The following is a 25,280-nucleotide window of genomic DNA, read 5'->3' as shown; positions in this document are numbered from 1 at the left end:
GCCCGGGAGGCGGCTTGAATGCACCGCGCTCAGGCCCCCGTACCCCACGGGTGTCCGCACCCGACCGGTGCGCGCGAGTCCGGCGGGCCGCCCGAGCCGACCGGTCCGGGGTCCGGCCTCGTGGCCACCCGGCCGGTCGGCCGGACCCCGGACGCCCGTTGACCTCAGGCAGACGTCACCAGGCGGCAGTGCAGGCGACCGCGCCCGCCGCGTCCATCACACAGGCCTTCGCCTGATAGCCGGCGCCGTCCCAGTACCAGCCGGTGTACGAGCTGGCGCCCTGGTCGTACACGTCGTGGTAGCCCGAGACGACGCTCCAGGTGGCCCCGTTGTCGGCCGACCGTATCAGCCACCCCGTACATACCTCGCTGTCGCTCGCCGTCTGGCTCTGGTAGGTCCCCGAGCTGGCCTGGGGCACGTCGTTGGTGTAGAGGATCGCTTCGCACTTGCCCGCCCACGCGGTGCCGCTCACGACCGTCGAGGCGGTCGCGGATCCCGCGGCGTTGGCCGGAAGCACCAGGGCCGCGGTGATGGCGCCTGCCCCCGCCAGCATGACGCCGAATCGGCGAGCGGTCTGTATCTTCAGCAATTCCTTTTCCCTCCCGTACGGAATACGACGTCGCCCTGAAATGGACGCAGATCTCCTCTCGCGTCCCCCCGCGCCGTCGCTTCAATTGGCCTTTCGACGCTCTCAAGTTAGGGCGTGGCCATGGGAGACCGCTTTAGCAACGAGTGCCTCGTTTCTTGTCGTTGAGTTCCCTGCCGTCGGCGGATCCAGGCCGCGACAGCAGCCTCACGAGCGTGTCGTCCGGCTACGGACGGAGCACGATCTCGCCGTGGGCGTGCGGCTGTTCCAGCTCACGGAACGCGTCTTGCACGCGCTCCAGTTCGCCGAGCACGACGGCGCAGGCCGCCACGCCTTCCCTGTAGGTCCGTGCACCGGACTTGGCCTTGGTCAGAGCCGTACGACGATCAGCGCGACGTCGTCCCGGCCGCCACTGGCGACGCCGAGGCGCGCCAGGACGGTGTCGGCGAGCGGTTCTGTGCCCAGACTGCCGCACTCGCTGAGCACGTCGCACTGCTGTAGGTGATCAGACGGCTGCGGGTGTCGACGACCGCTTTGAAGGCGGTGGTGCCCAGGGCGCCCTCCACGGACCGGGCGTACAGGCCGAGAACCTCCAGGGCCTGGGCGGGCGTTCCAGGGCACGGATGGCCGCGGACAGGGCGCTGCGGAGCATGCCCATCACGGCCGCCGCCTCAAGGCCGTGGCCGATGACGTCGCCCACCGCGACGGCGAGCCGGTCGGGCGGGATGTCGACGACGTCGTACCAGTCGCCGCAGACGTTGAGGGAGCCGGTGGCGGGCAGGTAGCGCACCGCGACATCGCGGTGGTGGGCCAGGTCGGGGGCATGGAACTCCGATTTGCGCCACTTAGTATCGCTGGCAAAGGTCGGGAAGAAATGGCCAGGCCGACCCCCGGAGATGTCCGGGCTACGGTCTCGCCCTGGCGCACGTCATGGTGCTGCAACTCGTCGTCACCGACGCATGGCCCTGGCCCTGGGCCTGCCTCGTGGTGATCGCAGGAGGGGCGGTCGTGGGCGTCCTGAACGGCGCGGTCGTCGAGTTCGGCCGGGTCGACTCGTTCATCGCCACCCTCGGGACCGGCAGCATGCTGTACGCCGTGACGGGCTGGGTCACCGGCGGCGGCCGGATCGTCCCGGGCCCGCACGGTCTGCCGACCGCCTTCACCGACCTCTACGACTCCAGGTTCCTCGGCCTGCCGCTGCCCGCCCTCTACGTACTCGCGCTCGCCGCCGCCCTCTGGGTGGTGCTGGAGCGGCTGCCGCTCGGCCGGTGCCTGTACGTCATCGGTTCCAATCCTCGCGCCGCCGATCTGGTCGGCATCCCGACCCGCAGGCACACCGTCTACGCGTTCGCCGGATCGGGGCTGATCGTGGGCTTCGCCGGTGTGCTGCTGGCGGCTCAGCAGCAGATCGGCAATCCCCGCGTCGGTCTCGACTATCTACTGCCCGCCTTCGTCGGCGCCCTCCTCGGCTCCACCGCGATCAAACCAGGCCGTCCCAACGCCCTGGGCACGGTCGTCGCCGTAGCCGTGCTCGCCGTCGACCTCACCGGCATCGGACAGATGGGCGCCGACTTCTGGACGGTCCCCCTGTTCTACGGCGACACTCTGCTGCTGGCCGTCGGCCTGGCCGGCTACTCCGCCCGCCGACTGAGCACCGGTGCGGGCGCGGCCCGCGAGGCGCCGACGGTACCGCCGCGGCCGCCGTCGGCGTCCGGAAGGGGAACCGCGGACACCGCTCCATGACCCGCGCCAGGGCCCCGGCGCCGGACCCCCGCCACACCCTGACGCTCTTCCCTCCGCGAGGAGTTCTCGTGCACCGCAACCGCAAGGCCACCTCCCGCGCCGTCGCGGCCCGGTGCGTCGCCATCACCCTGCTGGCCACGGCGACCGTCCTTGCCGGCTGCGGGCGCGGCCCGTCGAACGGCCCGGCGGTCTCCACCACGGGCCCGGGCGACTGCCCTGCGGCACAGGCCAGGGCGCAAGCCGCCGTCGCACGAGCGCAGATGACCGACGCCGCCTGGAACGGACCGACCAGCGGCCCCACGAGGGTGGCCGGCAAGACGATCGTCTACGTCGCACAGACCATGACCAACCCCGGAGTCGCAGGCGTTGCGAACGGCGTACGGGAGGCCGCGGGAGTCATCGGCTGGAACGTCCGGGTGATCGACGGGGGCGGCAGCCCCGCCGGCACCCAGGCAGCCATGAGCGAGGCCGTGACTCTCAGGCCCTCGGGCATCGTCATCGGCGGCTTCGACCCAGGCTCGACCTCGCAGCAGGTCGCTCAGGCCAATGCGGCCGGCATCCCTCTCGTCGGCTGGCACGCGGTCGCCTCGCCCGGCCCCAACAGGCGGCCCGAGCTGTTCACCAACGTCACCACCCGGGTGGAGGACGTGGCCGCCATCAGCGCACAGTGGATCATTTCGCGCTCCGACGGCCGGGCCGGGGTCGTGCTCATCACCGACGCCTCGGCCCCCTTCGCAAGGAGGAAGTCCGAGCTGATCAGCAAGGAACTCGCCACCTGTTCCGGCGTGCGGCTGCTCGCGTACGAGAACATCCCGATCCCGGACGCGAGCAACCGTACGCCCCGTGAGGTCTCCAGCCTCCTCGCCCGCTTCCAGAGCAGATGGACGGACTCCGTCGCCATCAACGACCTGTAGTTCGCCGACGCCGCCCCCGCCTTCCGCGCGGCGGGCAAGCAGGGCGCAGGCCCGCCGTTCAACATCGGTGCCGGCGACGGTGACCCGTCCGCCTTCCAGCGCATCAACAGCAGGAAGTTCCAGGCCGCCACCGTTCCCGAGCCGCTGTCGCAACAGGGCTGGCAGATCGTCGACGAGTTCAACCGTGCCTTCTCCGGCCGTCCCGCCAGCGGCTACGTCGCCGCCGTCCACGTCTCGACGGCCGCGAACAGCGCCGGAGCCACGACCTGGGACCCACCGGGCTACCGAGAGGCGTACCGGAAGATCTGGGGCAGATGACCGAACGCGGTCCAGGGACCCGCGGACGCCGAGCAGTGGGCACCCGGTTCGACGGCCCGCTCACGCAGGTGCTGGAGGCAGGGCGAACTGGGCGGATGCAGGCCGCGGTGGCGAAACCCCGCCAAAGACCTGTTCAAGCAGCGCTTGGTCGACCAGGTCACCAGCACGCTGGAACGCACCATGACCGCACCGCGTCACCAAGCGGCTCTGCACCATCACCGTCCAGCCCGCGCCGGGGAGGTGAAGCCTGTGGTCCTCGAGGTGAGGCCGATGCCATCGTCGGGCGCATGATGCGTTCCTGCCGATGGACGGCGCGCCCCGCCGCGGGAATGATGGGCACGCACTCTCACGAGGGATGATCGCCCCATGCCAGTCGTGCACGCCGTACTGCATGCCCTGTCGATCGTCGGGTCGATGACCTGGGAGATCACCTGGGCGCTGATCCTCGGCTTCCTGCTGTCCTCGATCGTCCAGGCCGTGGTGCACAAGTCGACCATCGTCCGGCTGATGGGTGACGACCGGCCGCGCACGCTGACGGTCGCCTCGCTGCTCGGGATGGCGTCCTCGTCCTGCTCATACGCGGCAGTCGCGCTCGCCCGCTCGTTGTTCCGCAAAGGCGCGAACTTCACCGCCGCCATGGCCTTCGAGATCGCCTCGACCAACCTGGTCGTCGAACTCGGCGTGATCCTGGCGCTGTTGATGGGCTGGCAGTTCACGCTCGCCGAGTTCGTCGGCGGCCCGATCATGATCGTGCTGCTGGCCGTGCTGTTCCGGCTGACTCTGCGCAGTGGTCTGCTGCGCGAGGCCCGAGCGCAGGCCGACCGCGGGCTGGCCGGTTCGATGGAGGGGCACGCCGCGATGGACATGTCCGTCACCGGTGCGGGCTCCTTCTGGAAGCGCCTGTTGTCGTGGCGCGGCTACACCAGCGTCTCCCACGTGTTCGCGATGGAGTGGGCGGCGATCCTGCGCGATCTGGTGCTGGGCCTGCTGATCGCCGGTGCCATCGCGGCCTGGGTGCCGGACTCCTTCTGGCAGAACTTCTTCTTCGCGGGCCACCCCCTGCTGGCCAAATTCTGGGGTCCGCTGATCGGCCCGGTGGTCGCGCTGATCTCCTTCGTCTGCTCGATCGGGAACGTGCCGCTGGCGGTCGTGCTGTGGAAGGGCGGCATCAGCTTCGGCGGCGTGGTGGCGTTCATCTTCGCGGACCTGCTGATCCTGCCGATCCTGAACATCTACCGGAAGTACTACGGCCGCCGGATGGCCCTCTACCTCGGCGGAACCTTCTACCTCGCCATGGCCGCCGCCGGATACGTCGTCGAGCTGGTCTTCGGCGGGCTCGGCCTGGTTCCGAGCCAAGCCAGAGCGAAGATCCCCATGGAAGGGATCACCTGGGACTACACCACGTTCCTCAACATCGCCTTCCTGCTCCTGGCCGCCGCCCTGGTGGTGCGTTTCTTCCAGACCGGCGGCCGGCAGATGCTCGCCATGATGGGCGGCTCGCCCGACACCACAGACCACGGCGAGCACACCGCTCACCACGGCGACGGTGACGCGCTCGGACACCTGGGGCCCGCTGAGCGTCCCGACGTCCTGCACGGGCGCGGCGACGGCCACGGACCTCCTGGCCCGGGTCACGAGGGCCACCCCCTCCAGTGACCGCGTCACCGGACCTGCGGGCACCATTCGAAGAGCAGGATGGTCGCGTCGTCCCGCAGTCGGTTGCGCTGGTACTCGAGGATGGCGTGGATGAGCAGGCGCAGCACTTCGGCCCGACACGGGCATCACCCCTTCCGTGCCCAGTCTCATACTGGATTCCCTGACCGGCCGTCACGCAAGGCTGCGGCCCGCCTCCCATCCGCGCGCCGGCACGCCGGGAGAACTCAGCAGTCCTCCCGGCGCGGTAGCCGGACGCGGCCTTCCCGCGGCGCAGGCCGGCTTACAACACGACGACGGTCGTCTCGTTGGCGTAGCTGAATCCGTCGTTGTCGAAGTAGAAGACGGTGACCTTGACCTTGTCTCCCTTCACGAAGTTCATGCCCGTGGCGGGACGCATGGTCACCTGGGCGACGTGACTGCCGTCGTCACAGATGAGCTTGTCCTTCTTCACGGTGCCTGCGGCAATCCCCTCGCGATGGGTACCCGTGCTCAGCGTCGTCCCGTTGGCCACGAGTTCGTGGTCCAGGCCGGGATCGCAGGAGTAGGTGACCTTCACCTGGATGTTCGGGTCGCGGAACGACACCTTGTCGATGGTCAGCAGGTTGGCCTTGGCGGCTGCCGACGGGGCGGTCGCGAGGACACCCACGCCGACCATCACGGCAGTGACGGCGGTCCCGGCAAGGCGGCGCCAGGCATTGGTTGACTTCATCGGTTTTCTTCCTTCCCCCCTGCGCAGTCGCCCTTGGTCCGTGGTGAGGAGGAAACTCCTGCAATGCGGGTGACTGCAACAGTTGATCGATTGGTCGATCAGAATGCTACGTGATCTCCGGTTTGCCGCTGCGGCGCCATCGAAGAGACCGGCGAAGACATGTGGGAAGCCGGGTTCGGCCTGGGGCAAGGGCAGCGCACCGGTCGTGTCGTGATCACCAGATGTCCGGGGTTGGGATCGCCCGGCTGAAGTCGCCTGCCCGGAGCGCGTCGGTGGGTATCGACCAATGCATCCAGCCGCCGTCGCCGCCGAGGTACCACTCGTCCTGTCCGGACAACTGGAGCAGGTGGTGGTAGGTGGTCGGGTCTTCGCCCCACGGCACCATCGGCGAACTGCCCGTGGGGAACTTCGGCCATCCAAAGGCCATGTCCTCGTGAACGAGCGCGCCTGGCCGGTTCGGCCCGTGGGTGAGCAGCTCCTCCACGTACTGGCCGGGCAAGGCTCTGGCCATGTAGTCGGCTTCGGGTCCCAGGTCGAGGGCGTTCCAGGCCGGGTCCCAGGTGTCGGGGAAGTCGAGCCCGGGCGTGGCTGCCCAGGCGATGGGGTCGAAGACACTCGACCGGGCGGGTGGGTTCGTCTCGACGGCGTGTGCGGATCGGGCTGCGATCACTTTCCCCGTCTGCGGGTCGAAGGGGTTGTATTTCAGCGCCAGTTCACAGGCAGCGGGATCGCACTGTTCGGAGTCGCTGTCGAGACAGAAGAAGTTGAGCAGACCCGTCCCGGCCGGGACGACACCGTCGAGCCAAGGGGCCAGGGCGTCGGTGTCGAGGACGGCGATCAGGCTCAGCGGAAAGCCGTCGCAGGTCGGCCAGGGCGTGCCCGGTTCAAGCATCGCCCGGCCGCCGAACCGGCTGTGCCCGGCGGCTTCTCCCGGACCGGCCGCGGTGAGCCCGAATCCGGGTCGGGCGAGACGGTCGAGCCGGGTGGCGAGATCGACACCGAGCCGTTCGGCGCAGAAGTCACGCAGGGCAGGGCGGATGGTCTCTGGGTCCATACGGGCAGTCAAGCATCCGCCACTGACAAGCGGGACGATGGTGTGCAGCCGGCCGCGGACACCGCCCTGACACCCGCGCGAGCACGTCTCACAGGGCGCCGGAAGAGACGCCTCCGCCGGGCAGTTGAGGCTGCTGCCGGCGCAGGTCGGCGACAGGCCAGGGAGCGGAGGGCAAAACTCTCGCCAACTCGTGGCGTACGCGGTCGGCTTCACCACGAACCTGGGTCGGCACATCACCGCGCTCTGCGACAAGGCGGTTGAAGATCGGGGTTTCCTGGAACACGCTGGGATCTGCCTTCTGAGGTGGGCGCGGCACGGCAGCCGCGAAGCTGCGAGCCGATCGTCTGACGGATCAGCTTATCCAGCGCCGCTGGCAGGGGCAGCGACCAGCCCTGCTCCAAGGGGGCGGGCCAAGTTGTGGTAGGCGCGCGGACGCATGCCGTCGGGGATCACCGAGCCGCGTTCCTCGATCCGTCTCAACCGCAGCGGCCCTTCCCTTGCGTCGCACACGCCGGGTCGGCTCAGTGGGCGACGGCGGAGGCGGAGAGGAGCGTCGCCGCGGCCAGGCCGCCCCAGAGGGCAGCCGGGCCGTGGGTCGCGAGAGTGGTGTGACCGCTGGGGCGTTCCTCACAAGCCGACTTCCTGATCCCCGCCCGGCCTCGGTCGACCCTCGCCGAGGAGTTGGACGACGTGGACCGGATCGACGACGAGACGTACGTGACCGCCGCGCTCGTCACCACGTGCGGCAGCAACCGGGGCGACTTCGCCGCGCGGTCGCCACTCGCGGACGCGACCGCGCGCGAGCGGGCGCTCGACCTGGCCCAGGCCCGTGGCGCGCGGCAAGAGGCCTTCACGGAACGGCTGCTCGCGGGCCCGAGGGCAGTGCGGGCCCGAGTGCGCCACACTCTCGAACAGTGCGCCGAGGCATTCTTCGCTGCCGCCTGGACGGACGTCGCCGTGCAGTTTCCCGCCACCTCGCCGTCCTGCGCCGCGCCGGCCGGCCCACGGCCCGCCGGCACACCGACCGTGTGCACCGTGTTTCCACGCCCGTGGCCGGAGTCAGGGCACAGGAAGCAGTACTCCCGGATTGAGGACGCCCGCCGGGTCCAGGACGGCCTTGGCGGCTGTCAGCGCGGCGGCGAAGGGGGCGGGGCGCTGGCGGTCGTACCAGGGCCGGTGGTCGCGCCCGACCGCGTGGTGGTGGGTGATCGTGCCGCCGCACGCGTGGATCGCCTCGGACACCGCGTCCTTGATGTGGTCCCACTGGGTCACCGTGCTGCCCCAGCAGCCCGGCGCGTACACCCCGAAGTACGGGGCCGGCCCGTCGGGATAGACGTGGGTGAACCGGCAGGTCACCACTCCTGTTCCGGTGACCTCACGGATCGCCTGCCGGGCCGCCTCGGTGACCGCCTGGTGGAGGGCCTCGAAGCGGTCCCACGTGCATGCCGTCTCGAACGTCTCGACGATCATCGCGTGCCGGGCCAGCGCGTCGCGCTGGTAGGGCATCCGCAGGAACGACGAGCGCCAGGTCTCCGCGGCGGTGTCCGCGGCGGAGGCCCCCTCTGGCGCGCCCGCCGTGTCCCTGCCGGGATCCTCGGTGATGTCGGCGGTCGGCTCTCCGCCGTGGTCGCGGCACAGTTCCACGGCCAGTTCCAGGTCGCGGCGTACGGGATGGCCGGCCGACTCGAAGGCGAGGACGAGCAGTCCGCCGCCGACGCTCACGCCGGCGTTGATCAGTGCCTCGGCCGCGTCGAGGAGGCGGCAGTTCGCTGGGTTCAGGCCGCTCTGGGCGATCGCCCGGGTCGCTGCCACCGCCGCCGTGTAGTCACCGAACCGCACCGATGCCTTGGCGCGCCAACGGGGGCGCTCCTGCAGGCGCATCCATGCCTCGGTGATGACGCCCAGCGATCCCTCGCTGCCCAGGAAGAGTCGGTCGGGTGACGGTCCCGCGCCGGAGCCCGGCAGCCGCAGTGACGCACTCACCCCGGCTCCGGTCACCACCCGCATCGACTCGACCAGGTCGTCGATGTGCGTGTACAACGTCGCGTAGTGGCCACCGGCGCGTGTGGCGAGCCAGCCGCCGAGCGTGGAGAACTCGAAGGACTGCGGGAAATGACGCAACGTCATACCATGCGGCCGCAGTTGGTTCTCCAGGTGCGGGCCCAGTACGCCGGCCTGGATCCGCGCGGCACGGCTTGTCCGGTCGATCTCGAGGACCCGGTTCATACGCCCGAGATCGACGGTGACCACGGCGGGGTAGTCGTCGCATCGCGGTTCGATGCCGCCGACCACCGAACTGCCGCCGCCGTACGGCACCATGGCGACGCCCTCGCGGGTGCACCAGTCGAGGAGATCGACCACGTCACGCTCCTCGGCGGGCCGGGCGACGAGGTCCGGCACGTGGCGCAGATCCCCGTGCAGGTTGCGCACCACGTCCCGGAACGCCTTCCCGTGCGCGTGTGCGGCGCGGTCCTGCGGTTCCGCCGAGCACAGGGCCGCGAGCGAGGCCGGAGGGGTGACGCGGGGCCCGGGCAGGCCGAGCGCGGAGATGTCCGGGGGCTCGTGATCGGTCAGCCCGCCCGGCATCAGGGCCCGTACGCGCGTCAGAAGCGTCTCGAGTTCGGCGCCGCCCACGGCGTCTTCGACGTTTCCCCATCCCCACCAGGACCGTGTCACGACCTCGACTCCTCGAATTAACCCATGGGTAAATTACCAAGCGGTCATATCGTGTACTAGAGTGCGGCCCATGGGCAAGGCCGGAACCAAGGGCGTCTCTCGTGCCGACCGCGAGGAACAGATCGTCGACGTGGCCGTGGAGGAGTTCGGCGCACACGGCTACGCGGGTGTCTCCGTCACCGCCGTCGCACGGCGCGCCGGAATCTCCAAGCCGCTGATCTACAGCTACTTCGGCTCCAAGGACGGTCTGCACCTCGCCTGCGTGCACCGGGTGGGCGGCCTCCTGGTGGATGCCGTGGCCGGAGCCGGGTCCCGCAGCGGAACGGCCGGTCACGCGCTGGACACCCTCTCCGCGATCTTCACCGCGGTCGAAGGCTGCAGGCACGCCTGGTCCGTGCTCTACGATCCGGCTCTCCCGCCGGCCGGTGAGCTGCGCGATGCCGTGAACCGTTACCGCGGGCGGCTCGCCGCCATGGGGGCCGCGGGCGCCACCGGGCTCCTCACCCGTGCCGGACACGACGACCCGCTCGACCATCAACTCCTCAACCACGTCTGGCAGTACGCCGTCACCGCGGTGATGCGCTGGTGGTCCGATCATCCGGAGCAGAGCGCGGCCGAGATGACAGAGCGTTGCACCCGTCTCCTCACCGCACTCGGCACGGGCTGACCCGCACCCACGGGCTCCGGCCGCGCCGAGGCCGCATCGCGGGTGCGTCACATCTTGGCGCCGAAGTCCTGCGTCCACCACGGACCGCCGGCGCCGTTGTGAACACCCACCCCGATGTCCTTGAAGGAGCAGTTGAGGATGTTCGCCCGGTGGCCGGGGCTGTTCATCCAGGACTCCATGACGGCTGCGGGACTCTGCTGACCCTGGGCGATGTTCTCGCCGTAGGTGGACCAGTGGTAGCCGGCGGCGGTGATGCGCTGCCCGGGATCCGCGCCGTCCGGGTTGGTGTGGTCGAAGAAGTGGCGTGCGGCCATGTCGTCGGAGTGGCCCTGGGCCGCCTTCTGCAGTTGCGGGTCCTCGGTGAGCGGACTGCAGCCGGCGGCGGACCGTTCCTTGTTCACCAGCGCGACGACCTGGCCGGCGACGTCGGTCGGATCCGGCTGTGCCTGCGGTGTGCTTCCCGCCGCGGGAGTCCTCCGGGCGGATTGCGGGGCCGCGGGCGTGCTCCTTTTGGCGGGGTTCGCCGACTTCGGGGCGCTCGTCCTTTTCGGCTTCGTCACAGAGGGGGACGGAGAGGCAGAAGGCGAGGACGACGGCGACCCGTCCTCGGCGCTGGGCGTGGAGAGGTCCAGGACGGGGACGGCTGCACTCCGCTCGGCGCTCGCGCGGTCGGCGCCGGTGCCGGAGTCGGTACCGAAGTACCACAGGCCGCCTCCCGCCACACAGGCCGCGACGACGGCGCCGCCGACGGCCCGCCGGCGCATGCGCCTGCGCCGGCGGGACTGGCTGCGCGAGCCGGTCCGGCCCCGTACGCCAGGCCGTCCGGTGCCCGAGTCCGATCCCACGGCGCCGCCCTGGCCGTCCGGCGGCGCGACAGCACCGGCCGGGGCAAGCCGTCCCGAAGCGGAAGAGACCATGGCGAGGAGTGCGGGTGACGCCGCGATCAGTGCCAGACCGGCCAGCAACCCTTCAGCGGGCATCAGTCCGCTCCACAGCCCGCTGCAGCGCGTGCAGCCACGGGCGTGCCGGGCTATTCGCTTGCGCCACAGAGCCGAGGCCCTGCCGTCCCAGGAAGCCAGCACGCTCCGGAGTTCCTCGCACAGCGGCCGTGCGTCCAGCGCTCGTACCACCACGCGGGCCGCCTCCAGCTGTGCCTTCATCCGCTGGACCCGGACCGCTGTGTGCTGAGGCGAGAGGTCCAGAGCCGCGGCGACCTCGGCCCGCGTCAGCTCGCCGGCACACTCCAGCCACCACAGGGACAGCAGTTCCTGGTCGTCGGGCTCCAGCCAGCGCGTCGCCCGCGCGGTCTCCAGGCGCTGGCCCGTGAGCTGGAGCTGGACGACGGTCAGATCGACGAAGTCGGCACCCGGATCGGCCAGGTCCTCGGCCTCCTCCACCCCGCCCGGGGCGAAGAGACGATTCTGCCGGTGCTCCCGGACCTGGTTCATCGCGATGGCGACCAGCCAGGAGCGGAAACGCTCGGGAGTACGCAGTCCGCCCAGCCCGTCCAGGGCCCGCAACATGGTCTCCTGCACCACGTCGTCGACATCCACCGAGCCGTTCAGGGCCCGGCCCACGATGTTGTAGACCAGGGTGAGGTACGCGTTGACCAGGGCGTCCTGCGCCTGCGTGTCGCCCTCTCGGGCCGCCGTGACCAGTGCCGCCGTCTTCATCGCGTCCTGCGTGCTCATACCCATGCTTCCTGTCCTCGAGACCGCACGATTGTGTCCGATACCTGGGAGACCTCTCGACACCGCCCGGATAACACTTCTTCGACAGGGAATCCCGGTCGGGAGTCCCGGTCCACCCGGGGACCACTACCCGGGGGACCCCCGCGACGTCGTCGAGACCGGCCGCCGAGCGCCGTCACGCCCCTCCGCTCCGAGCGCGGCACGCGATTCGCCGAAGGCACTCCGCTCATACCGGTCGGCGGCCACCACTGATCCACCGCGAGACGCACAACGGCGGGCTTCCGGCTCTTCCCGTTCTTCGGATCGGACGGAGTCACTTCAAGCCATGAAACGGGCTGCCGGGAACCGGCTCCCCATAAGGCTTCCTTGAATGCTCTCAAAGAGCCTTTACTGGTGACACGTTGAATGTGATCACCATCTCCGGCCTCCCTGGAACCGAAGCTCCCGACAACCCGTCCATGCGCATCAATACCCCTTCCACGGGTGGCCAGTTGGCGCAAATCCATCCCGAATGGTGAGATAAACTCGCCTGCGGACGCCCACTCGTCACGAGCGTCCGCCCACTCACACTCTCAGCGAACGAAGTCCACGTCAGTGGAGCTTCCCGTCGCACCCTGCCGGCCTTTCCCGCGCCGGCGGTCCACGCCTTCGAGCAGGAATTGATGCCCGTTCAACCAATTGCGGAACTCATACGTTTCGCCCGGCACAACTCGCCTTTCTACCGCGATCTCTACACTCAGCTCCCCGATCACGTGACGCGCCTCACGGATCTCCCAGTGGTGCCCCAGGCCGACTTCTGGCGAGCCAACGCGCCTCGCGACAATCGGCTGCTGACCGCTCCCCTGAACGAAGCGGTCGTATTCCGCAGTGGCGGAACCACGGGCTCGCCGAAGTTCTCCTACTACACCCGCACCGAATGGCGTGAATTCACCGCCGCGTTCGGCGCCGGGCTCGTCCGCGCCGGACTGCGGCCCGGTCACCGGGTGGCGGACCTCTTCTACGCGGGCGACCTGTACGCGAGCTTCAGCTTCGTCCTCGACTCCTTGCACCGCTCCCCCGTGGCCAACGTCCGTCTGCCCATCGGCGGCGCGACACCCTGGCAATCCACCACGGCGACCCTGGAGGAGTTCCAGGTCCAGGTCGTCGCCGGCACCCCGACGACCCTGTGCTCGCTCGCCGAACGCCTGGCCGGCGCACACCGGACCCTGCCGTACGTGGAGCTGCTCTTCTTCGGCGGGGAATGCCTCTTCGGAGACCAACTCCCGCTGCTCCGGCAGGCGTTCCCGAATGCCGAGCCACGCTCCCTGGGATACGCGAGCGTCGACGCGGGCCTGCTCGGCGAAGCCGTGCCGGGCGGGGATCCACGCGTGCACCGCGCGTTCACACCGCACACCGTCGTCGAGATCCTCCGTGACGAGACCGACGAACCCGTTGCCGGCAACGGCGTGCCGGGGCGGCTGGTCGTCACCGATCTCCGCAGACGCCTCATGCCCGTGCTCCGCTATCCGGCCGGCGACCGGGCCGAGTGGGTGGACCGGGACGGGGGTGTCTTCCGTATCCTCGGGCGCGCCGAGGAGGGCGTGCGGGTCGGCCCCGTCTCCCTCCACACCCAGGACGTCCATGACGTCGTCACAGCCGCTGACAGCCGCGGCGAGGTGACCGGTGTGCAGCTCGTGGTGCGGCGCCGGGAGGGTCGCGACGGCCTGGTGCTGCGGCTCGCGGTGACCGATCCCCGGAAGGCTCCGGCCATGTTGGGGGAGTCCGTCGTAGCGGCGGTCCTCGCCGAGCGGCCCTTCTACGCGAGCGCGACCGCCTCCGGGCACGTGAACCCGCTCGGCGTCGAATGGGTGCGCCACCAGGATCTCGCGGTCAACTCCCGCTCGGGCAAGCTCGTCCGGGTCGTCGACGAACGGCCGCACACGTGAGCGCGGCACCTGCGCGGGCACGGCGGCTGCCGCTCGTCCTGCGCAATCCGTCCTTCGGCCGGGTCTGGGCCGGTCAGCTCCTCACCCAGGCGGCGAGCCGCATGTTCCAGGTCGGCGCGGTGTGGTGGCTCGTCGGGTTCGCGGGCGGCGGGCACCGTGGGCTCGACTCGGGCCTGTTCCTCATGGTGAGCACCGTGCCCGCGGTGGCTCTCGCCCCGCTGATCGCCCGCACCGTCGCACGGCACGCGCACCGCACGGTGCTGGCGGGCGCGGCGACCGCGGCGGGCGCGGTGGCCGTGACGGCGGCCGTCCTGGCCCGGGCCGGCGTCCTTCCCATGACCGCCGCCTACGCGGTGGGGCTGGCACTGGCCGGCTGCCAGGCGGTCTTCGATCCATGCCTGACCACCTCGGTGCCGGAACTCGTCGAGGACGCCGACATCGAGTCGGCCACCGGCTTCGAACTGTCCACCCAGTCGGTCGCCGGGCTGTGCGGGGGACTGCTCGGCCCTCTCGTGGTCGACGCGGGCGCACTGACCGGTGTCGCAGGGGTCTGCGGGGCCGCGTACCTGCTCGCCGCCCTGCTGATCGGCGCCACACGCTTTCCGCACCATGGGGCGGGAAGCGGCCCGGCTCCCGAGCGGCGCTCGCTGCGCCAGGTACTGGCCGGTCTGCCGTTCATCCGTCGTGTGCTGGTCTGCTTCGCCGCCGCCAACATCTTCACGACCGCCGTCTACGTCGTGATGCCGCTGTACACCCGCGAGGTGCTTCACTCGACCGGCTCGACCGTCGCCTCGCTGGAGACGGCCCTCGGTGCGGGCACCCTGCTGGGATCGGTCACGGGCGGGCGCCTGCCCGGCCGTCCCGTCACGGTCGGCAGCGTGTGCCTGACCGTGATGGCCGCGGCCCTCGCCCTGCCGGGCCTGTTCGCCGGGCATGCGGCGGCCCTCGCGTCGATGGCCGTGGCCGGCTGGTGCGTCGGCGTGATCGGCGTGCGGTTCGTCGCGCTGTTCCAGCGGCTCGTGCCCGCTGACGACAAGCCCGCCTTCTTCGCAGTCATGCAGGGAGTACTGGGCGCCACCTTCCCTGTCTCCTCGCTCGTGTTCGGCACCCTGGGCGACCACCTGACGGCCACAACGCTGTGCCTGGTGCAGGGCGCGGGACTCGCGCCGGTCGCGCTGGCCCTGTGGTGGCTCGGCAGCCGCGCGCACGCCGCCGGGCAGTACCGGCGCCCGGACGCACCGGCGCCGGTACCCGCGGGAGAAGCCTCGTGAACGCCGCCCTGTCCCCCGCATCCGTCCAGGACATCGCCGAGCTGCGGCAGTTGTACTTCGAGGTGTACGGGCACGGCTACCCGGTGCCGCTCGGCAGCGACCCGGTGGTCATGCGCCGGCTGATCGGCGACGGCACCGCGCACTGGCTCACCGCCCGCGCCGGCACGGGCGGCCTGGTCGGTTCCGCGGTCGTCCTGACCGAACCGGGCAGCCGCATCGGCAAACTGGTCGGACTCGCGGTGCACCCCGCCCATCGCGGCGGCGGTCTGGCCTCCCGGCTGACCGGGGCGGTCTGCGACGAAGCCTTCGCCACGGGCCTGCTGGACTCGGTGTACGCCACCGTCCGCCTGGTCACCGAGGGCCCGCAGCAGGTCGTCGTACGTAATGGATTCCGGCCGCTCGGCCTGCTGCCGAACGCCGTCGAGGTCGAGGGCTGCGAGACCCTCGCGCTGTTCGCCCGCTACGCCGACGGTGTGCTGGAGCGCCGCGAACCCGTGGCGAGCGTGCCCGAACGGCTGTCGGCGCTGCTGTCCGCCGCTTCCCACGGCGTCGGCATCGACTACTCCCGGACCCGGCCCGCCCCCTGCGGCGAAACAGCGCCCGCCGCCGGCGGCGGGCCGATCGAGCTGATCTCGGCCCCCGCCTTCGTGCGGCGCCGCTTCCTGGAGCTGTTCCCCGCGGCCGACGACCGCTTCTTCCCGCTGCACACGCCCAACGCGGTCCTGGTGGCCGCCGACGGCCGCTTCGAAGCGTATGCCGAACTCGATGCCGTAGCGGGCAGTTGCGCGCTGGTCGCGGTCCATCCGCGCCCGTCCGCGGTGGCGGGAACCCTGGAGGCGGTGATCGCGTCGGTCACGCGGGCGGGCGCCGACTATGTCGAGGCGCTGCTGCCACTGGCCGACTCCGAGGCGCTGGAGGTGTTCCTGGCCTCGGGATTCGTGCCGAGCGCGGTCTATCCCGCGATGCGCCGTATCGGCGAGCGGCTCCACGACTACGTCGTGCTCTCGCGCACCAGTCGTCAGATCGACTTCCGCACGACCGCCGTCAGCCCGCTGCTCCAGCCGTACCTCGGTGCCTACCTGAGTGCATGGACCACCACCTACCTGCCCCTTCACGAGGTGTCCCGATGAAACCCCATCTCGCTCCCGTCGAGGTTCCCGACCCGGCGGCGCTCGGCCAGGTGCAGCGCCTGTGCGACCTGGCGGAGCCGTACGCCGACGGCCCCGACGCCGACGCGCTGTTCGCCACCGCGATGGCGCAGGCCAACGCCTGGCACGCCCGCCGCTCCCCCTTCTTCGCCGCCCTGCTCGAGGACCCGGCCGAAGCACCCGCTGCCACGGTCGGCCACGACGTGCGCACCGCGCTGGTGCCCGCCGCCTTCTTCAAGCGTCACGAGGTGCTCTCGATCCCGCGCGACGAGGTGTTCCTGCACCTGACCTCGTCGGGCACCACGGGCCAGAAGTCACAGATGTTCTTCGACGAGTGGACCATCCGCTCGGCGCAGCGCATGGTGGCCCGGATCTTCGACCACTACGGCTGGATCACTCCCGAGCAGCCGGTGAACTACCTGCTGTACAGCTACGAGCCGGCCCCGGCGCTGAAGCTGGGCACCTCGTTCACCGACAACTACCTGTGCGACTTCGCCCCGGCCCGGCACACCACCCACGCATTGCGGCACACCGGCACCGGCCACGAGTTCGACGTGCACGGCTGCATCGCGGCACTTCAGCGCTACGCCGAGGACGACGTTCCGGTCCGCATCCTGGGCTTCCCCGCGTTCTTGTACTTCACCCTGGAGCGGATGCGGGCGATGGGCCTGCCGCCCCTCCGGCTGCCCGAGGGATCGCTGGTGGTGCTCGGCGGCGGCTGGAAAGGGCACGCCGACCGGCAGATCGGCAAGGACGTCCTCTACGCCGAGGTCACCGACCGCCTCGGGATCCCCGCTGAGCGCGTCCGCGACACCTTCGGCTCCGTCGAGCACTGCGTGCCGTACGTCGAGTGCGCCCATCACCGGCTGCATGTGCCGGTGTGGTCGAGGGCGGCCGTCCGCGACACCGGGACGCTGCGGCCCCTGCCGTACGGCGATCGTGGCTTCCTGCACCTGGTCAGCCCCTACATCACCTCGGTGCCCGCGCACAGCGTGGTGATGGGCGACCTCGCCTCGCTGCACCCCGGCGAAGAGTGTCCCTGTCCGCTGTCCACCGACTGGTTCACCGTGCACGGCCGTGCCGGCGTGAGCCGCAACCGCAGCTGCGCGGTCGCCGCCGCCGAACTGATGAAGGGAATGTCGTGATCACCTCCGTACTCCACCTCTGGCAGGGCGAGTTCGTCGACGACGCCGAGGCCGGCCGGCGGCTCGCCGCCCTGCCCGAGCTGGCCGGGCAGGTCCTGAGCCGTCCCCTGCCCACCGACGTGGTGCTCGGCGCCTGTGCCGCGGTCAGCCGTGACCTGGCCGATCCCGCCTCCGCCCTGTACGGCCGGCTGGCCGGGCAGCTGCCCGCGGACGAGGCCCCGACCGTGCTGGCCGAGCTGGCGAGCGCACTCACCCGGGAGGCGCTGGAGCGCAAGCTGCGGCGGGAGCTGGGCGGCCTGCGTCCGGAACGGCTGACCCGGCCGGACGCGCGCGAGACGGTGTACGAGGCCTGGGCGCCCGTCGGCCTGCTGGTGCACATCGCGCCGGGCAACGCGGCGGCCGTGGCACCGCTGAGTGTCGTGGAGGGCCTGCTGGCCGGGAACCTGAACGTGCTGAAGACCAGCAGCTCCGACTCGGCCCTCGCCCTCGACCTGCTCGCCGCGCTCGGTGCGGCCGACCCGTCCGGGCTGATCGCCGAGCGGATCGTCGCCCTGCGCTTCTCCTCCGCGCGCCGCGAGTGGCTTCAGGCGCTGTGCGGTCCGGCGGACGCGATCGCGGTGTGGGGCGGTGAGGACGCGGTGCGCGCGACGGGCGAACTGGCCCAGGCGGGTTGCCGGGTGGTCGAGTGGGGCCACCGGATCTCCTTCGCCTACCTGACCCGGCGGGCCGCTTCCGAGGACAAAGTGCTCGACGCGCTCGCCGAAGACGTCTGCCGGTACGAACAGCAGGCGTGCTCCAGCCCGCAGGTGGTGTATCTCGACACCGCCGACGCCGACGCCACCGACGACGCGGAGGAACTCTTCGCGTTCGCCGGCCGGTTCGCCGAACGGCTGGCGAAGGTGTCCGACGGGCGTCGGGCCGCTGCGCCGGGTCCCGCCGAGCAGGCGGAGATCACCACGGTGCAGCAGCTCGCCCGGCTCGAACAACACCTGGGCCTCACCCGTGTGTTCGCCGCCGAGGACGGCTCCTGGCGGGTCCTCGCCGACACCCGCCCCGCGCTGGACGCCTCCCCGCTGCACCGCAGCGTCTGGGTCAAGCCGCTGCCCCGGCACGCGATCACCGCGACGCTGCGGCCCATGCGCCGCTACCTGCAGACCGCCGCGATCGGCGGCGACCGTGCGGAGGTGGCCGAGCTGTCCCGCGCGATGTTCGCCGCGGGCGTCACCCGCGTCACCCCGGTCGGCTCCATGCTGGAGAGCTACGAGGGCGAACCGCACGACGGCGTCTACGCGTTGCAGCGCTACAGCCGCAGGGTAAGCGTGCGCGCCACGGACTCGGACTTCCGTACGGTGCCCTGTCTGGACGACCTGGTGGCGCCACCGGTGCTGCTCCCCGCGCCGGACGCCGCGCTCCTCGGCAAGGAGGGCGTGCAGCGCGCGCTCGCCACCTTGGACCCGCGCCACGCGCACCTGCACTTCCGCAGCGGAGGCTCCACGGGCGCACCCGCGCTGTCGGTTTTCACCTGCGACGACTACGACAACCAGATGCGTGCCGCGGCGCACGGACTGCTCGCGGCCGGCTTCGACCCGGCACGGGACCGGGCGGCCAACCTCTTCTACGGCGGCGGCATGTACGGAAGCTTCATCAGCTTCTTCTCCATCCTGGAACGCCTGAACGCCACACAGTTCCCGATCGCAGCGGGCCCCGACCACGCCATGGTCGCCGAGGCACTGGTCGCCCACCGGGCCGACACCCTCTTCGGCATGCCGTCCTACCTGTGGCAGCTGCTGCACGCCGAGGCCGACCGGCTGCGCAGCTACGGAGGCATCCGCAAGGTGTTCTACGGCGGCGAGCACTTCACCGCCGAACAACGCCGGGTGCTCACCGAGGACTTCGGGGTGGAGGTGATCCGGTCCGCGGCCTACGGCAGCACCGACCTCGGGCCGCTGGGCTACCAGTGCGCGTCCTGCGACGGCTCGGTCCACCATGTGCTGACCGACCTGCACACGCTGGAGATCCTGGACCCGCGGGAGGACCGGCCGGTGGCTGCGGGCGAACCGGGGCGGCTGGTGTTCACCTCCCGCGCCCGGGCTGGTCAGCGCCTGGAGCGCTACGAGATCGGGGACCTGGGACGTGCGGTGGAGGGCACATGTGCGTGCGGCAGCACCGTGCCTCGCCTGGAACTGCTCGGGCGCTACGGCGACGTGGTGCGCGTGGGCACGTACTTCGTCAACTACCGGCGGATCGTGCGGGCGTTGGAGGAGCGTCTCGCGTACCACGGCGAGGTGCAGCTGTCGGTCGCGCCCGGCTCCGACCGCGAGCAGCTGACGGTCCGGCTCGACGAGCAGTACGCCCCCGGCCCCGACGCCACACTGACCGCGATCACCACCGAGGTCCCCGAGCTGGCCTCCGCGCTGGAGGAGGGCTTGCTGTCCCTCACCGTGCAGCGCGTGCGGAGGGAAACCTTCGAGCGCACGCGGGCCAGCGGCAAGCTCCGCACGGTCATCGACCTGCGCTGAAGCCCGCACATTTACGCAGAGTCACCACTGATCTCCGTACGCTCGAGACCGCATCCGCCTCCTGTGTCCGCACCGCGGTCTCCAGATGTGCGGTGCGCGCCCGGCCACCACGATGGAGGAGTGGCACGGGAAGACGGCGGCCGGATCCCGCGAGGTCCGGCAGGGCCGGGACTCTACGGGGAACGTGTGTTCCGCCCCCAGGACGAGGGGGAGGCGGAGCGGATCGACCTCGGGGCACTCGCCTACGACGCCACGACGTTCGCGCGCCTGCGGCAGCTCGGCGCCGGCCCGGGAATGCGCTGTCTGGACGTGGGCGCGGGCACCGGAACAGTGGCCCGGCTGTTGCTGCGCGAGGCGGGCGTGGCCGAGGTAGTCGCGGTGGACCGGGACATCCGGTTCCTCACCGCCGAGCCCGTCGCCGGGCTGACCGTGCTCGAGGCCGACGCGGCCTCCCCCGGCTTCTCCCCCGGTCTCTTCGACCTCGTCCACGCCCGGTTCGTGCTGATGCATCTGCCGGCCCCCGCCCGGATGGTCGAGCGGCTCGCCACGCTGCTCGCACCCGGCGGCGTCCTCGTGCTCAGCGACGCGGTGGACCTGACGACCGAGCACGCACCCCGCACGCCGTACACGACGGCGATGCGGGCGATGTGGCGCGGTCTGCGGGAAACGATCGGCACCGACATCTCGTGGGTGCCGAGTTGTCCCCGGCTGATGGCCGCTGCGGGGCTGGAGGCGGTGGCCGCCGAGATCCATGTGCCTCCGCTGATGCCGGGCAGCCCCATCAGCCGGTTCTGGGCCGGGACGTGGGACCGGGCGCGCCCCGCCATGGTGGGCACCGGCCTGGTGGACGACGCCGGGATCGATGAGGCGAAGCGGTGTCTTGAGGCGCCGGAGTTCGCCGGGCTGTCCCCCGGCATGCTGACCGCCTGGGGCCGCAGACCGGCGACACCGTCGTGACCGGGTTGCCCGTACCCGCCGCCGAGCGGTGCGTGCCCGCGCAGGAGAACGCCTAGGATCCGCAACCATCCGGAGCCTCGCGGTCACTCCAGGTTGCACATTTCAGGGTGGCGTATGAAGTTCCAGTTCGGGGGCACTCGATGGCAGGAGCGATTCATCTTCAGGAGGCCTGTCATGATCGTTCTCGGCGTCATCTTGCTCATCGTCGGTTTCGTCACGGGGATATCCATCCTCTGGACCATCGGCATAATCCTCCTCGTCGTGGGCGCGGCCCTGTGGATCCTCGGGTCGATGGGTCACGCACTCGCCGGCCGACGGCACTACTGGTAGGCGTGGAGGTTGGTCTGTCGTCGGTGCAACAGCAGCACTCGGGTACCTCCCGCGTTCGGTGCGGGAGGTACCGACGTTCCCTACCTCATCTTCCTCGTCGGCTACGCCCCCTTCTTCGCGGCGCCTTCGCCGTCCACGACATGTCGGGCGTGCGAAGCACAGCCATCACGGTGGGCGGCCCGGACGTCCCCTCAGGTCCCGGACCGCACCGATGGGGCGATGTCTTCAGTAGCCGACGGTGAAGCGCTCGCCGACGTGCTGAGGCTTTTCGATCTCGTCGAGCAGAGCTACGGCGTAGTCCTCGGCGGAAATGCGGCTCTGACCGTCGGCATCGACGATCAAGTCGTCGATGGCGTTGCGGTAGGTTCCGGTGCGCTCGCCGGGCGCGATCGTCGCGGCCGGGCTGCAGTTCGTCCACCTCACGTCGGAAACGGTGCGGTAGAAGTCCAGGGCGTCGCCGTGGGCGTGCATGATCTGCAGCAGGGCCTCGGGCAGGCCCTCGGCGTCCCAGACCTGCCTGCCGTCCGCCGTGCGCAGGGAGCCCGCGCCGCCGACCGTGATCAGCCGCGGCGCCCGGTCCCCCAGTGCGCGCAGTCCCGCGACCAGAGACTCGGCGGCGGGCCTGATCGTGGCGACGTGGCCGGGTCCGTCGCCCCCGCCGACCGCACTGAGCACCACGTCCTGTCCCTGGGCCGCATCGGCGACGGACGCGGGGTCCAGGACGTCGCCGGTCATCACCGCAAGGCCCGGCCGGGTAGCGGCCAGCTTCGCCGGGTCCCGCACGACGGCGGTGACCTGATGACCACGGTTCAGCGCCTCGTCCAGGATGCGGCTTCCGATGGTGCCGGTGGCTCCGAACAGGGCGATCTTCGACATGACGCTCTCCCGACTCCCGAGTTCCGCTGATCGATTCCCAGGCCAGACCGGAGCGTATCCGGACAACTTGCCACAGACGCAAGAAGACGGCGGCGTCACCATCACGATCCACCTGAGTGCCGCCGTCAAGGGCCGGCTCGCTCAGGAGGTCTACGGGAGCGGGGAGAACCGCGGCCGGCTGCGCCGCTCAGCGCGGCAAGGTGAGAGGGTGTGACGGCGTTTCCCTGAGCCGTGGCGTCGACGAGGCACAGCCGACAGGAAAGCGGCCGTAGTCGCCGGCACTACAGAAGGCCGATGTTGGTCAGTGGGACGTTCCAGTCGTTGCTCTCGACGTGGCCATGACCATCCTGAGCAACAGCCGGTACCGCGGACAGCACCAGCCCGGCGACGGCAGCGACGACAACGGCCAGGACGGCGACGGCACGACGCTTCACAATTCCTCCTCGACGACGACACCGACCACCCTGCTCCGAGCCGGCAGCAGCCGCCCGGCCTGCCACGCCGCCCCGCCTGTGGATTCAGCCACTCGGTGGCGGCGCCTCTTTGCCGGGTAGCGCCAGTGACGCACCGGCTTGGGCGCACGGCCGAAAGAACCACCAGCCCGCGCGGGCGGTGAACGCTTCGACCGGCAGGCGCACACCGCACGGCACCGTTGTCGACCGACTTTCCGGCCAAAGCGGGGATTTAAGTCGTTCAAGCCGATTAAACTCCCGCTGCACTTGCTCGACTTCAAAGGGGGGTTCCTTTGCGCACACGTCTTGCCGCCTCGGCCGTCGCTGTCGCCCTCGCCGGCGTCTTCTTCAGCGCACCGGCCGCTTTTGCGGCCACCCTGCCGTCCACCAACACCGCCCACCACTGCATACACCACACCACCGGGCTGTGCGGCTGGACGCACCACCAAAAGCCCAAGGACAAGTACGAGACCGCGAAGTGCATGGACGCTTCCCTGTCCTACTCGCGGCACTCCCAGGGCACCTGCTCCCACCACCACGGCGTCCGCTACTGGTTCAAGTAGTCCGCCACACCCCAGGGTGCCTCCTCCGCACAGGGAGGCACCCTGCAGGCACTCGCCGCCCGCTCCCGAGCGGGCGTCACCTACCGCCGGGGCACCCGTGCAGGGGAAGGCGTGCGCCCGAAGAGCCGACGGGCTGGTCGCCCATGGCGCGGCGGCGAGAGCGGCCCACTGCCGTCGGCGCAGGCAGCGACGGTCACGGCGGGGGGAGTACGCCAGATCCGCCCCGGGAATCGGCGAGGACCAGAGGCCGAGGATGCTCCCGAGGAACATCTGCCCCTCATCGATCGCACTCTCGGCGAGCCGTACATGCCCTGCCGCGCGCCGCCGTCCATGCCCCCGCTTCGGCCTGAGCCCCGCTCCCGGACCTCGCCGCCCGCCTGCGCACCCGCCATCACGACCGTGCTGAGATCAACAGTCCGCTGTCACCGGCAGGTTGACGGAACCACAGCGATCGCGATCCCGCCCAGCCGGTCGGCGAAGTCCCGGGGCAGGACGCGCATCACTGCACCGGTTCACGGGCCGACGACACCGGCTCCCCGGGACGCCGACTCGCCGCCGCTCCGCGGTCTCCTGCCAGGCTGCGCAACGAGCGGGCTTCGACGGCGGCCGATCCGCTAACACGGATCAACTCATGGAATTCACAGCGACACGCCGTAGGCACAGGGTGACCAGGCGTCAGTAGATCATCCGGTCGGGCTAATAGTCGTTCAATATGCCTGGATTTCTGGTCACTTGACGTCCTGACCAAGTGACAAATACCGCTGCATATACCCCAATCGGCGCTCTGAACTAGTATTCCGATATGACTGATATGACTGCCGTGTGTACGTTGGGTCGCAGTCGGCTGAAGGGCCGGCATCTCGGAGACATAAGACAGGAGAAGCGACATGAAGGTCGCCCGTTCCACCATGGTTACCGCCGCTGTTTCGGCCGCCGCAGCCCTGGCTGCGACCGGCATCACCTACGCCTCGGCTGCGTCCGCCCCCACCTCGGTCCCGCAGGCGGCCCCGGCCCCCGCCTACGCCCCTCTCGGCAGCGACTCCGGACAGGGCAACTCCGGACAGGGCAAGGGCAACGAGGGCAAGGGCAATGAGGGCAGGCGCAACGAGGGCAGAGGCCACGAGGAGCGCCGCCACGAGGAGGGCCGGATCCTGGTCAATGAGCGGTCCTACTCCGCTCGCCCGGGTGACTGCATCACCGTGATCAGCGGCCTGGGCGCCAAGACCCTCAACGTCCGCAACGAGAGCCACAAGCGCGTCGAGGTCTTCCGCGGCGCGGTCTGCGACAACGGCGCCCCCATCGCCACCGTCGGCCCCCACAGCTCCAGCTTCGGCGTCGACGACCTCCACGTCAAGGACGGCGTCCACGTCAAGGACGGCATCGTGGCCAGCTTCCGTGTGACCTGCGGCGAGGACGAGGACTAGTCCCGAGCGGAAGCATGACACGGGTTCCCGGCCCGCCGGAATCGGGCCGGGGCCCCTAGCTACGACCATTGTCCGGCAGCCCACGCGCCGTGCACACATCTCCAGGCCCGGACACCAGGCGCTTCACCCTGGTGTCCGGGCGGTCGTCTTTTCGCTCGCAAGCCGACCCACCTGGGAACTTGTGCCCGAACGCCGCCCGCAGACGTGCGTCCCCGCGCCCTCGCCGCCGGCTTCCTTCCCGGTGTTTCCCCACCTCCGAACGGGTGAAGAAGGCGCAAGCCGCACACTGCGGGGACCGTCCCTGGATGTCAGGAAGCGAGCGACCGCCCCGCCGGGGTCGGTCGGCCACCGGCTGCCGCACACAGGGCGCACCGGGTTCCGGGCAAAGGCCCGGCCCACCGCCACGGGGAACAGCGGCGGGCCGGACAACCCCACGCCGACACGGCTACCCCCTGCCGGAAACCGAAACCGGTGTGTTCTCACCGAACCCCAGAATCAGCCGCCCGACGCCCGTGACCAGGACGGCAAAGGCCCACTGAATTGAGTGGGACATATGAACTCGGTCCACCACGAGGCCGTCGACCCTATGGTGACGTGCGACGCCAACACGGTGCTCGCCGCCCGGACGTCCAAGGCGATCGTCGGGACACTGACCC

General features: G+C 70.5%; 18 protein-coding genes and 4 pseudogenes. 14 read left to right on the top strand and 8 right to left on the bottom strand.

All coding sequences use genetic code 11. The features are described 5' to 3' along the window. Positions 1 to 175: 175 nt before the first annotated feature. Positions 176 to 589, bottom strand: coding sequence for a hypothetical protein (locus tag A6P39_RS40105; protein ID WP_067044476.1), 414 nt, complete (start codon positions 587 to 589; stop codon positions 176 to 178). 366 nt (positions 590 to 955) lie between these two features. Next, positions 956 to 1,427, bottom strand: a pseudogene (locus tag A6P39_RS40100) (PP2C family protein-serine/threonine phosphatase); the annotation flags it as partial. A gap of 62 nt (positions 1,428 to 1,489) precedes the next feature. Here A6P39_RS40100 and A6P39_RS40095 point away from each other — a divergent pair. The 3 genes and pseudogenes from A6P39_RS40095 to A6P39_RS40085 all read left to right on the top strand — a co-directional run. Next, positions 1,490 to 2,329: pseudogene (locus tag A6P39_RS40095) on the top strand (ABC transporter permease); the annotation flags it as partial. 68 nt (positions 2,330 to 2,397) lie between these two features. Continuing rightward, positions 2,398 to 3,561, top strand: a pseudogene (locus tag A6P39_RS40090) (substrate-binding domain-containing protein). 375 nt (positions 3,562 to 3,936) lie between these two features. Further along, complete coding sequence (locus A6P39_RS40085) at positions 3,937 to 5,217, top strand: permease (RefSeq protein WP_079133305.1); 1,281 nt, start codon at positions 3,937 to 3,939, stop codon at positions 5,215 to 5,217. A 280-nt stretch (positions 5,218 to 5,497) separates the two neighbouring features. Here A6P39_RS40085 and A6P39_RS40080 read toward each other — a convergent pair whose 3' ends face one another. Next, entirely contained in the window at positions 5,498 to 5,926 is a 429-nt protein-coding gene (locus A6P39_RS40080; protein WP_067044480.1) for a hypothetical protein, read from the bottom strand. Between the two features lie 214 nt (positions 5,927 to 6,140). Beyond that, entirely contained in the window at positions 6,141 to 6,980 is an 840-nt protein-coding gene (locus A6P39_RS40075; protein ID WP_067044482.1) for a DUF1963 domain-containing protein, read from the bottom strand. A 615-nt stretch (positions 6,981 to 7,595) separates the two neighbouring features. Between A6P39_RS40075 and A6P39_RS40065 the strand changes: the two are divergent. After that, positions 7,596 to 7,943 (top strand): annotated as a pseudogene (locus A6P39_RS40065) (DUF5937 family protein); the annotation flags it as partial. A 96-nt stretch (positions 7,944 to 8,039) separates the two neighbouring features. On the opposite strand, the gene A6P39_RS40060 reads toward A6P39_RS40065, so the two are convergent. Continuing rightward, complete coding sequence (locus A6P39_RS40060; protein ID WP_067044492.1) at positions 8,040 to 9,656, bottom strand: FAD-binding oxidoreductase; 1,617 nt, start codon at positions 9,654 to 9,656, stop codon at positions 8,040 to 8,042. A gap of 70 nt (positions 9,657 to 9,726) precedes the next feature. Here A6P39_RS40060 and A6P39_RS40055 point away from each other — a divergent pair, with 70 nt between their 5' ends. Beyond that, positions 9,727 to 10,323 (top strand): TetR/AcrR family transcriptional regulator, encoded by a 597-nt coding sequence (locus A6P39_RS40055; protein ID WP_067044493.1) that lies wholly within the window; start codon positions 9,727 to 9,729, stop codon positions 10,321 to 10,323. A 47-nt stretch (positions 10,324 to 10,370) separates the two neighbouring features. Here A6P39_RS40055 and A6P39_RS40050 read toward each other — a convergent pair whose 3' ends face one another. Beyond that, on the bottom strand, positions 10,371 to 12,014 hold the full coding sequence (locus tag A6P39_RS40050; RefSeq protein ID WP_067044495.1) for a sigma-70 family RNA polymerase sigma factor: 1,644 nt from the start codon (positions 12,012 to 12,014) through the stop codon (positions 10,371 to 10,373). A 776-nt stretch (positions 12,015 to 12,790) separates the two neighbouring features. On the opposite strand from A6P39_RS40050, the gene A6P39_RS40045 reads away from it, so the two are divergent. The 7 genes from A6P39_RS40045 (at position 12,791) to A6P39_RS40015 (ending at position 21,309) form a co-directional block, all read left to right on the top strand. Then, positions 12,791 to 13,939 (top strand): phenylacetate--CoA ligase family protein, encoded by a 1,149-nt coding sequence (locus A6P39_RS40045; RefSeq protein ID WP_331454182.1) that lies wholly within the window; start codon positions 12,791 to 12,793, stop codon positions 13,937 to 13,939. Further along, positions 13,936 to 15,210 carry an MFS transporter gene (locus A6P39_RS40040; RefSeq protein WP_067044499.1) on the top strand — a complete coding sequence of 425 codons (1,275 nt, stop codon included), beginning with the start codon at positions 13,936 to 13,938 and terminating at the stop codon, positions 15,208 to 15,210. Before A6P39_RS40045 ends, A6P39_RS40040 begins: the two co-directional genes overlap by 4 nt. Continuing rightward, entirely contained in the window at positions 15,207 to 16,340 is a 1,134-nt protein-coding gene (locus tag A6P39_RS40035; RefSeq protein WP_067044501.1) for a GNAT family N-acetyltransferase, read from the top strand. Before A6P39_RS40040 ends, A6P39_RS40035 begins: the two co-directional genes overlap by 4 nt. Continuing rightward, positions 16,337 to 17,503, top strand: a complete 1,167-nt coding sequence (locus A6P39_RS40030) for a LuxE/PaaK family acyltransferase (protein WP_067044505.1) — start codon at positions 16,337 to 16,339, stop codon at positions 17,501 to 17,503. The genes A6P39_RS40035 and A6P39_RS40030 overlap by 4 nt, the downstream gene beginning before the upstream one ends. Next, complete coding sequence (locus tag A6P39_RS40025) at positions 17,500 to 20,022, top strand: acyl-CoA reductase (protein WP_234378835.1); 2,523 nt, start codon at positions 17,500 to 17,502, stop codon at positions 20,020 to 20,022. Before A6P39_RS40030 ends, A6P39_RS40025 begins: the two co-directional genes overlap by 4 nt. A 186-nt stretch (positions 20,023 to 20,208) precedes the next feature. Continuing rightward, a complete protein-coding gene (locus A6P39_RS40020) occupies positions 20,209 to 20,979 on the top strand; it encodes a class I SAM-dependent methyltransferase (RefSeq protein WP_234378836.1) in 771 nt (256 codons plus the stop codon). A gap of 174 nt (positions 20,980 to 21,153) precedes the next feature. Then, positions 21,154 to 21,309, top strand: coding sequence for a DUF6131 family protein (locus A6P39_RS40015; RefSeq protein ID WP_234378837.1), 156 nt, complete (start codon positions 21,154 to 21,156; stop codon positions 21,307 to 21,309). Positions 21,310 to 21,534: 225 nt separating this feature from the next. Here A6P39_RS40015 and A6P39_RS40010 read toward each other — a convergent pair whose 3' ends face one another. Next, the gene (locus A6P39_RS40010) at positions 21,535 to 22,185 is read right to left on the bottom strand and encodes an NAD(P)-dependent oxidoreductase (protein WP_067044512.1); all 651 of its coding nucleotides are present in this window, start codon (positions 22,183 to 22,185) and stop codon (positions 21,535 to 21,537) included. Between the two features lie 281 nt (positions 22,186 to 22,466). Continuing rightward, positions 22,467 to 22,619 (bottom strand): hypothetical protein, encoded by a 153-nt coding sequence (locus A6P39_RS40005; protein ID WP_159396002.1) that lies wholly within the window; start codon positions 22,617 to 22,619, stop codon positions 22,467 to 22,469. 311 nt (positions 22,620 to 22,930) lie between these two features. On the opposite strand from A6P39_RS40005, the gene A6P39_RS40000 reads away from it, so the two are divergent. Next, positions 22,931 to 23,200, top strand: coding sequence for a DUF3761 domain-containing protein (locus A6P39_RS40000; RefSeq protein ID WP_067044518.1), 270 nt, complete (start codon positions 22,931 to 22,933; stop codon positions 23,198 to 23,200). 887 nt (positions 23,201 to 24,087) lie between these two features. Then, positions 24,088 to 24,624, top strand: a complete 537-nt coding sequence (locus A6P39_RS39995) for a hypothetical protein (RefSeq protein ID WP_067044521.1) — start codon at positions 24,088 to 24,090, stop codon at positions 24,622 to 24,624. The last annotated feature ends 656 nt before the right edge of the window (positions 24,625 to 25,280 follow it).

This window comes from Streptomyces sp. FXJ1.172, assembly GCF_001636945.3.
In the GTDB taxonomy this organism is placed as follows: domain Bacteria; phylum Actinomycetota; class Actinomycetes; order Streptomycetales; family Streptomycetaceae; genus Streptomyces.
The sequence above is the reverse complement of the archived record's forward strand: the minus strand, read 5'-3'. Positions and strand labels throughout refer to the sequence as shown.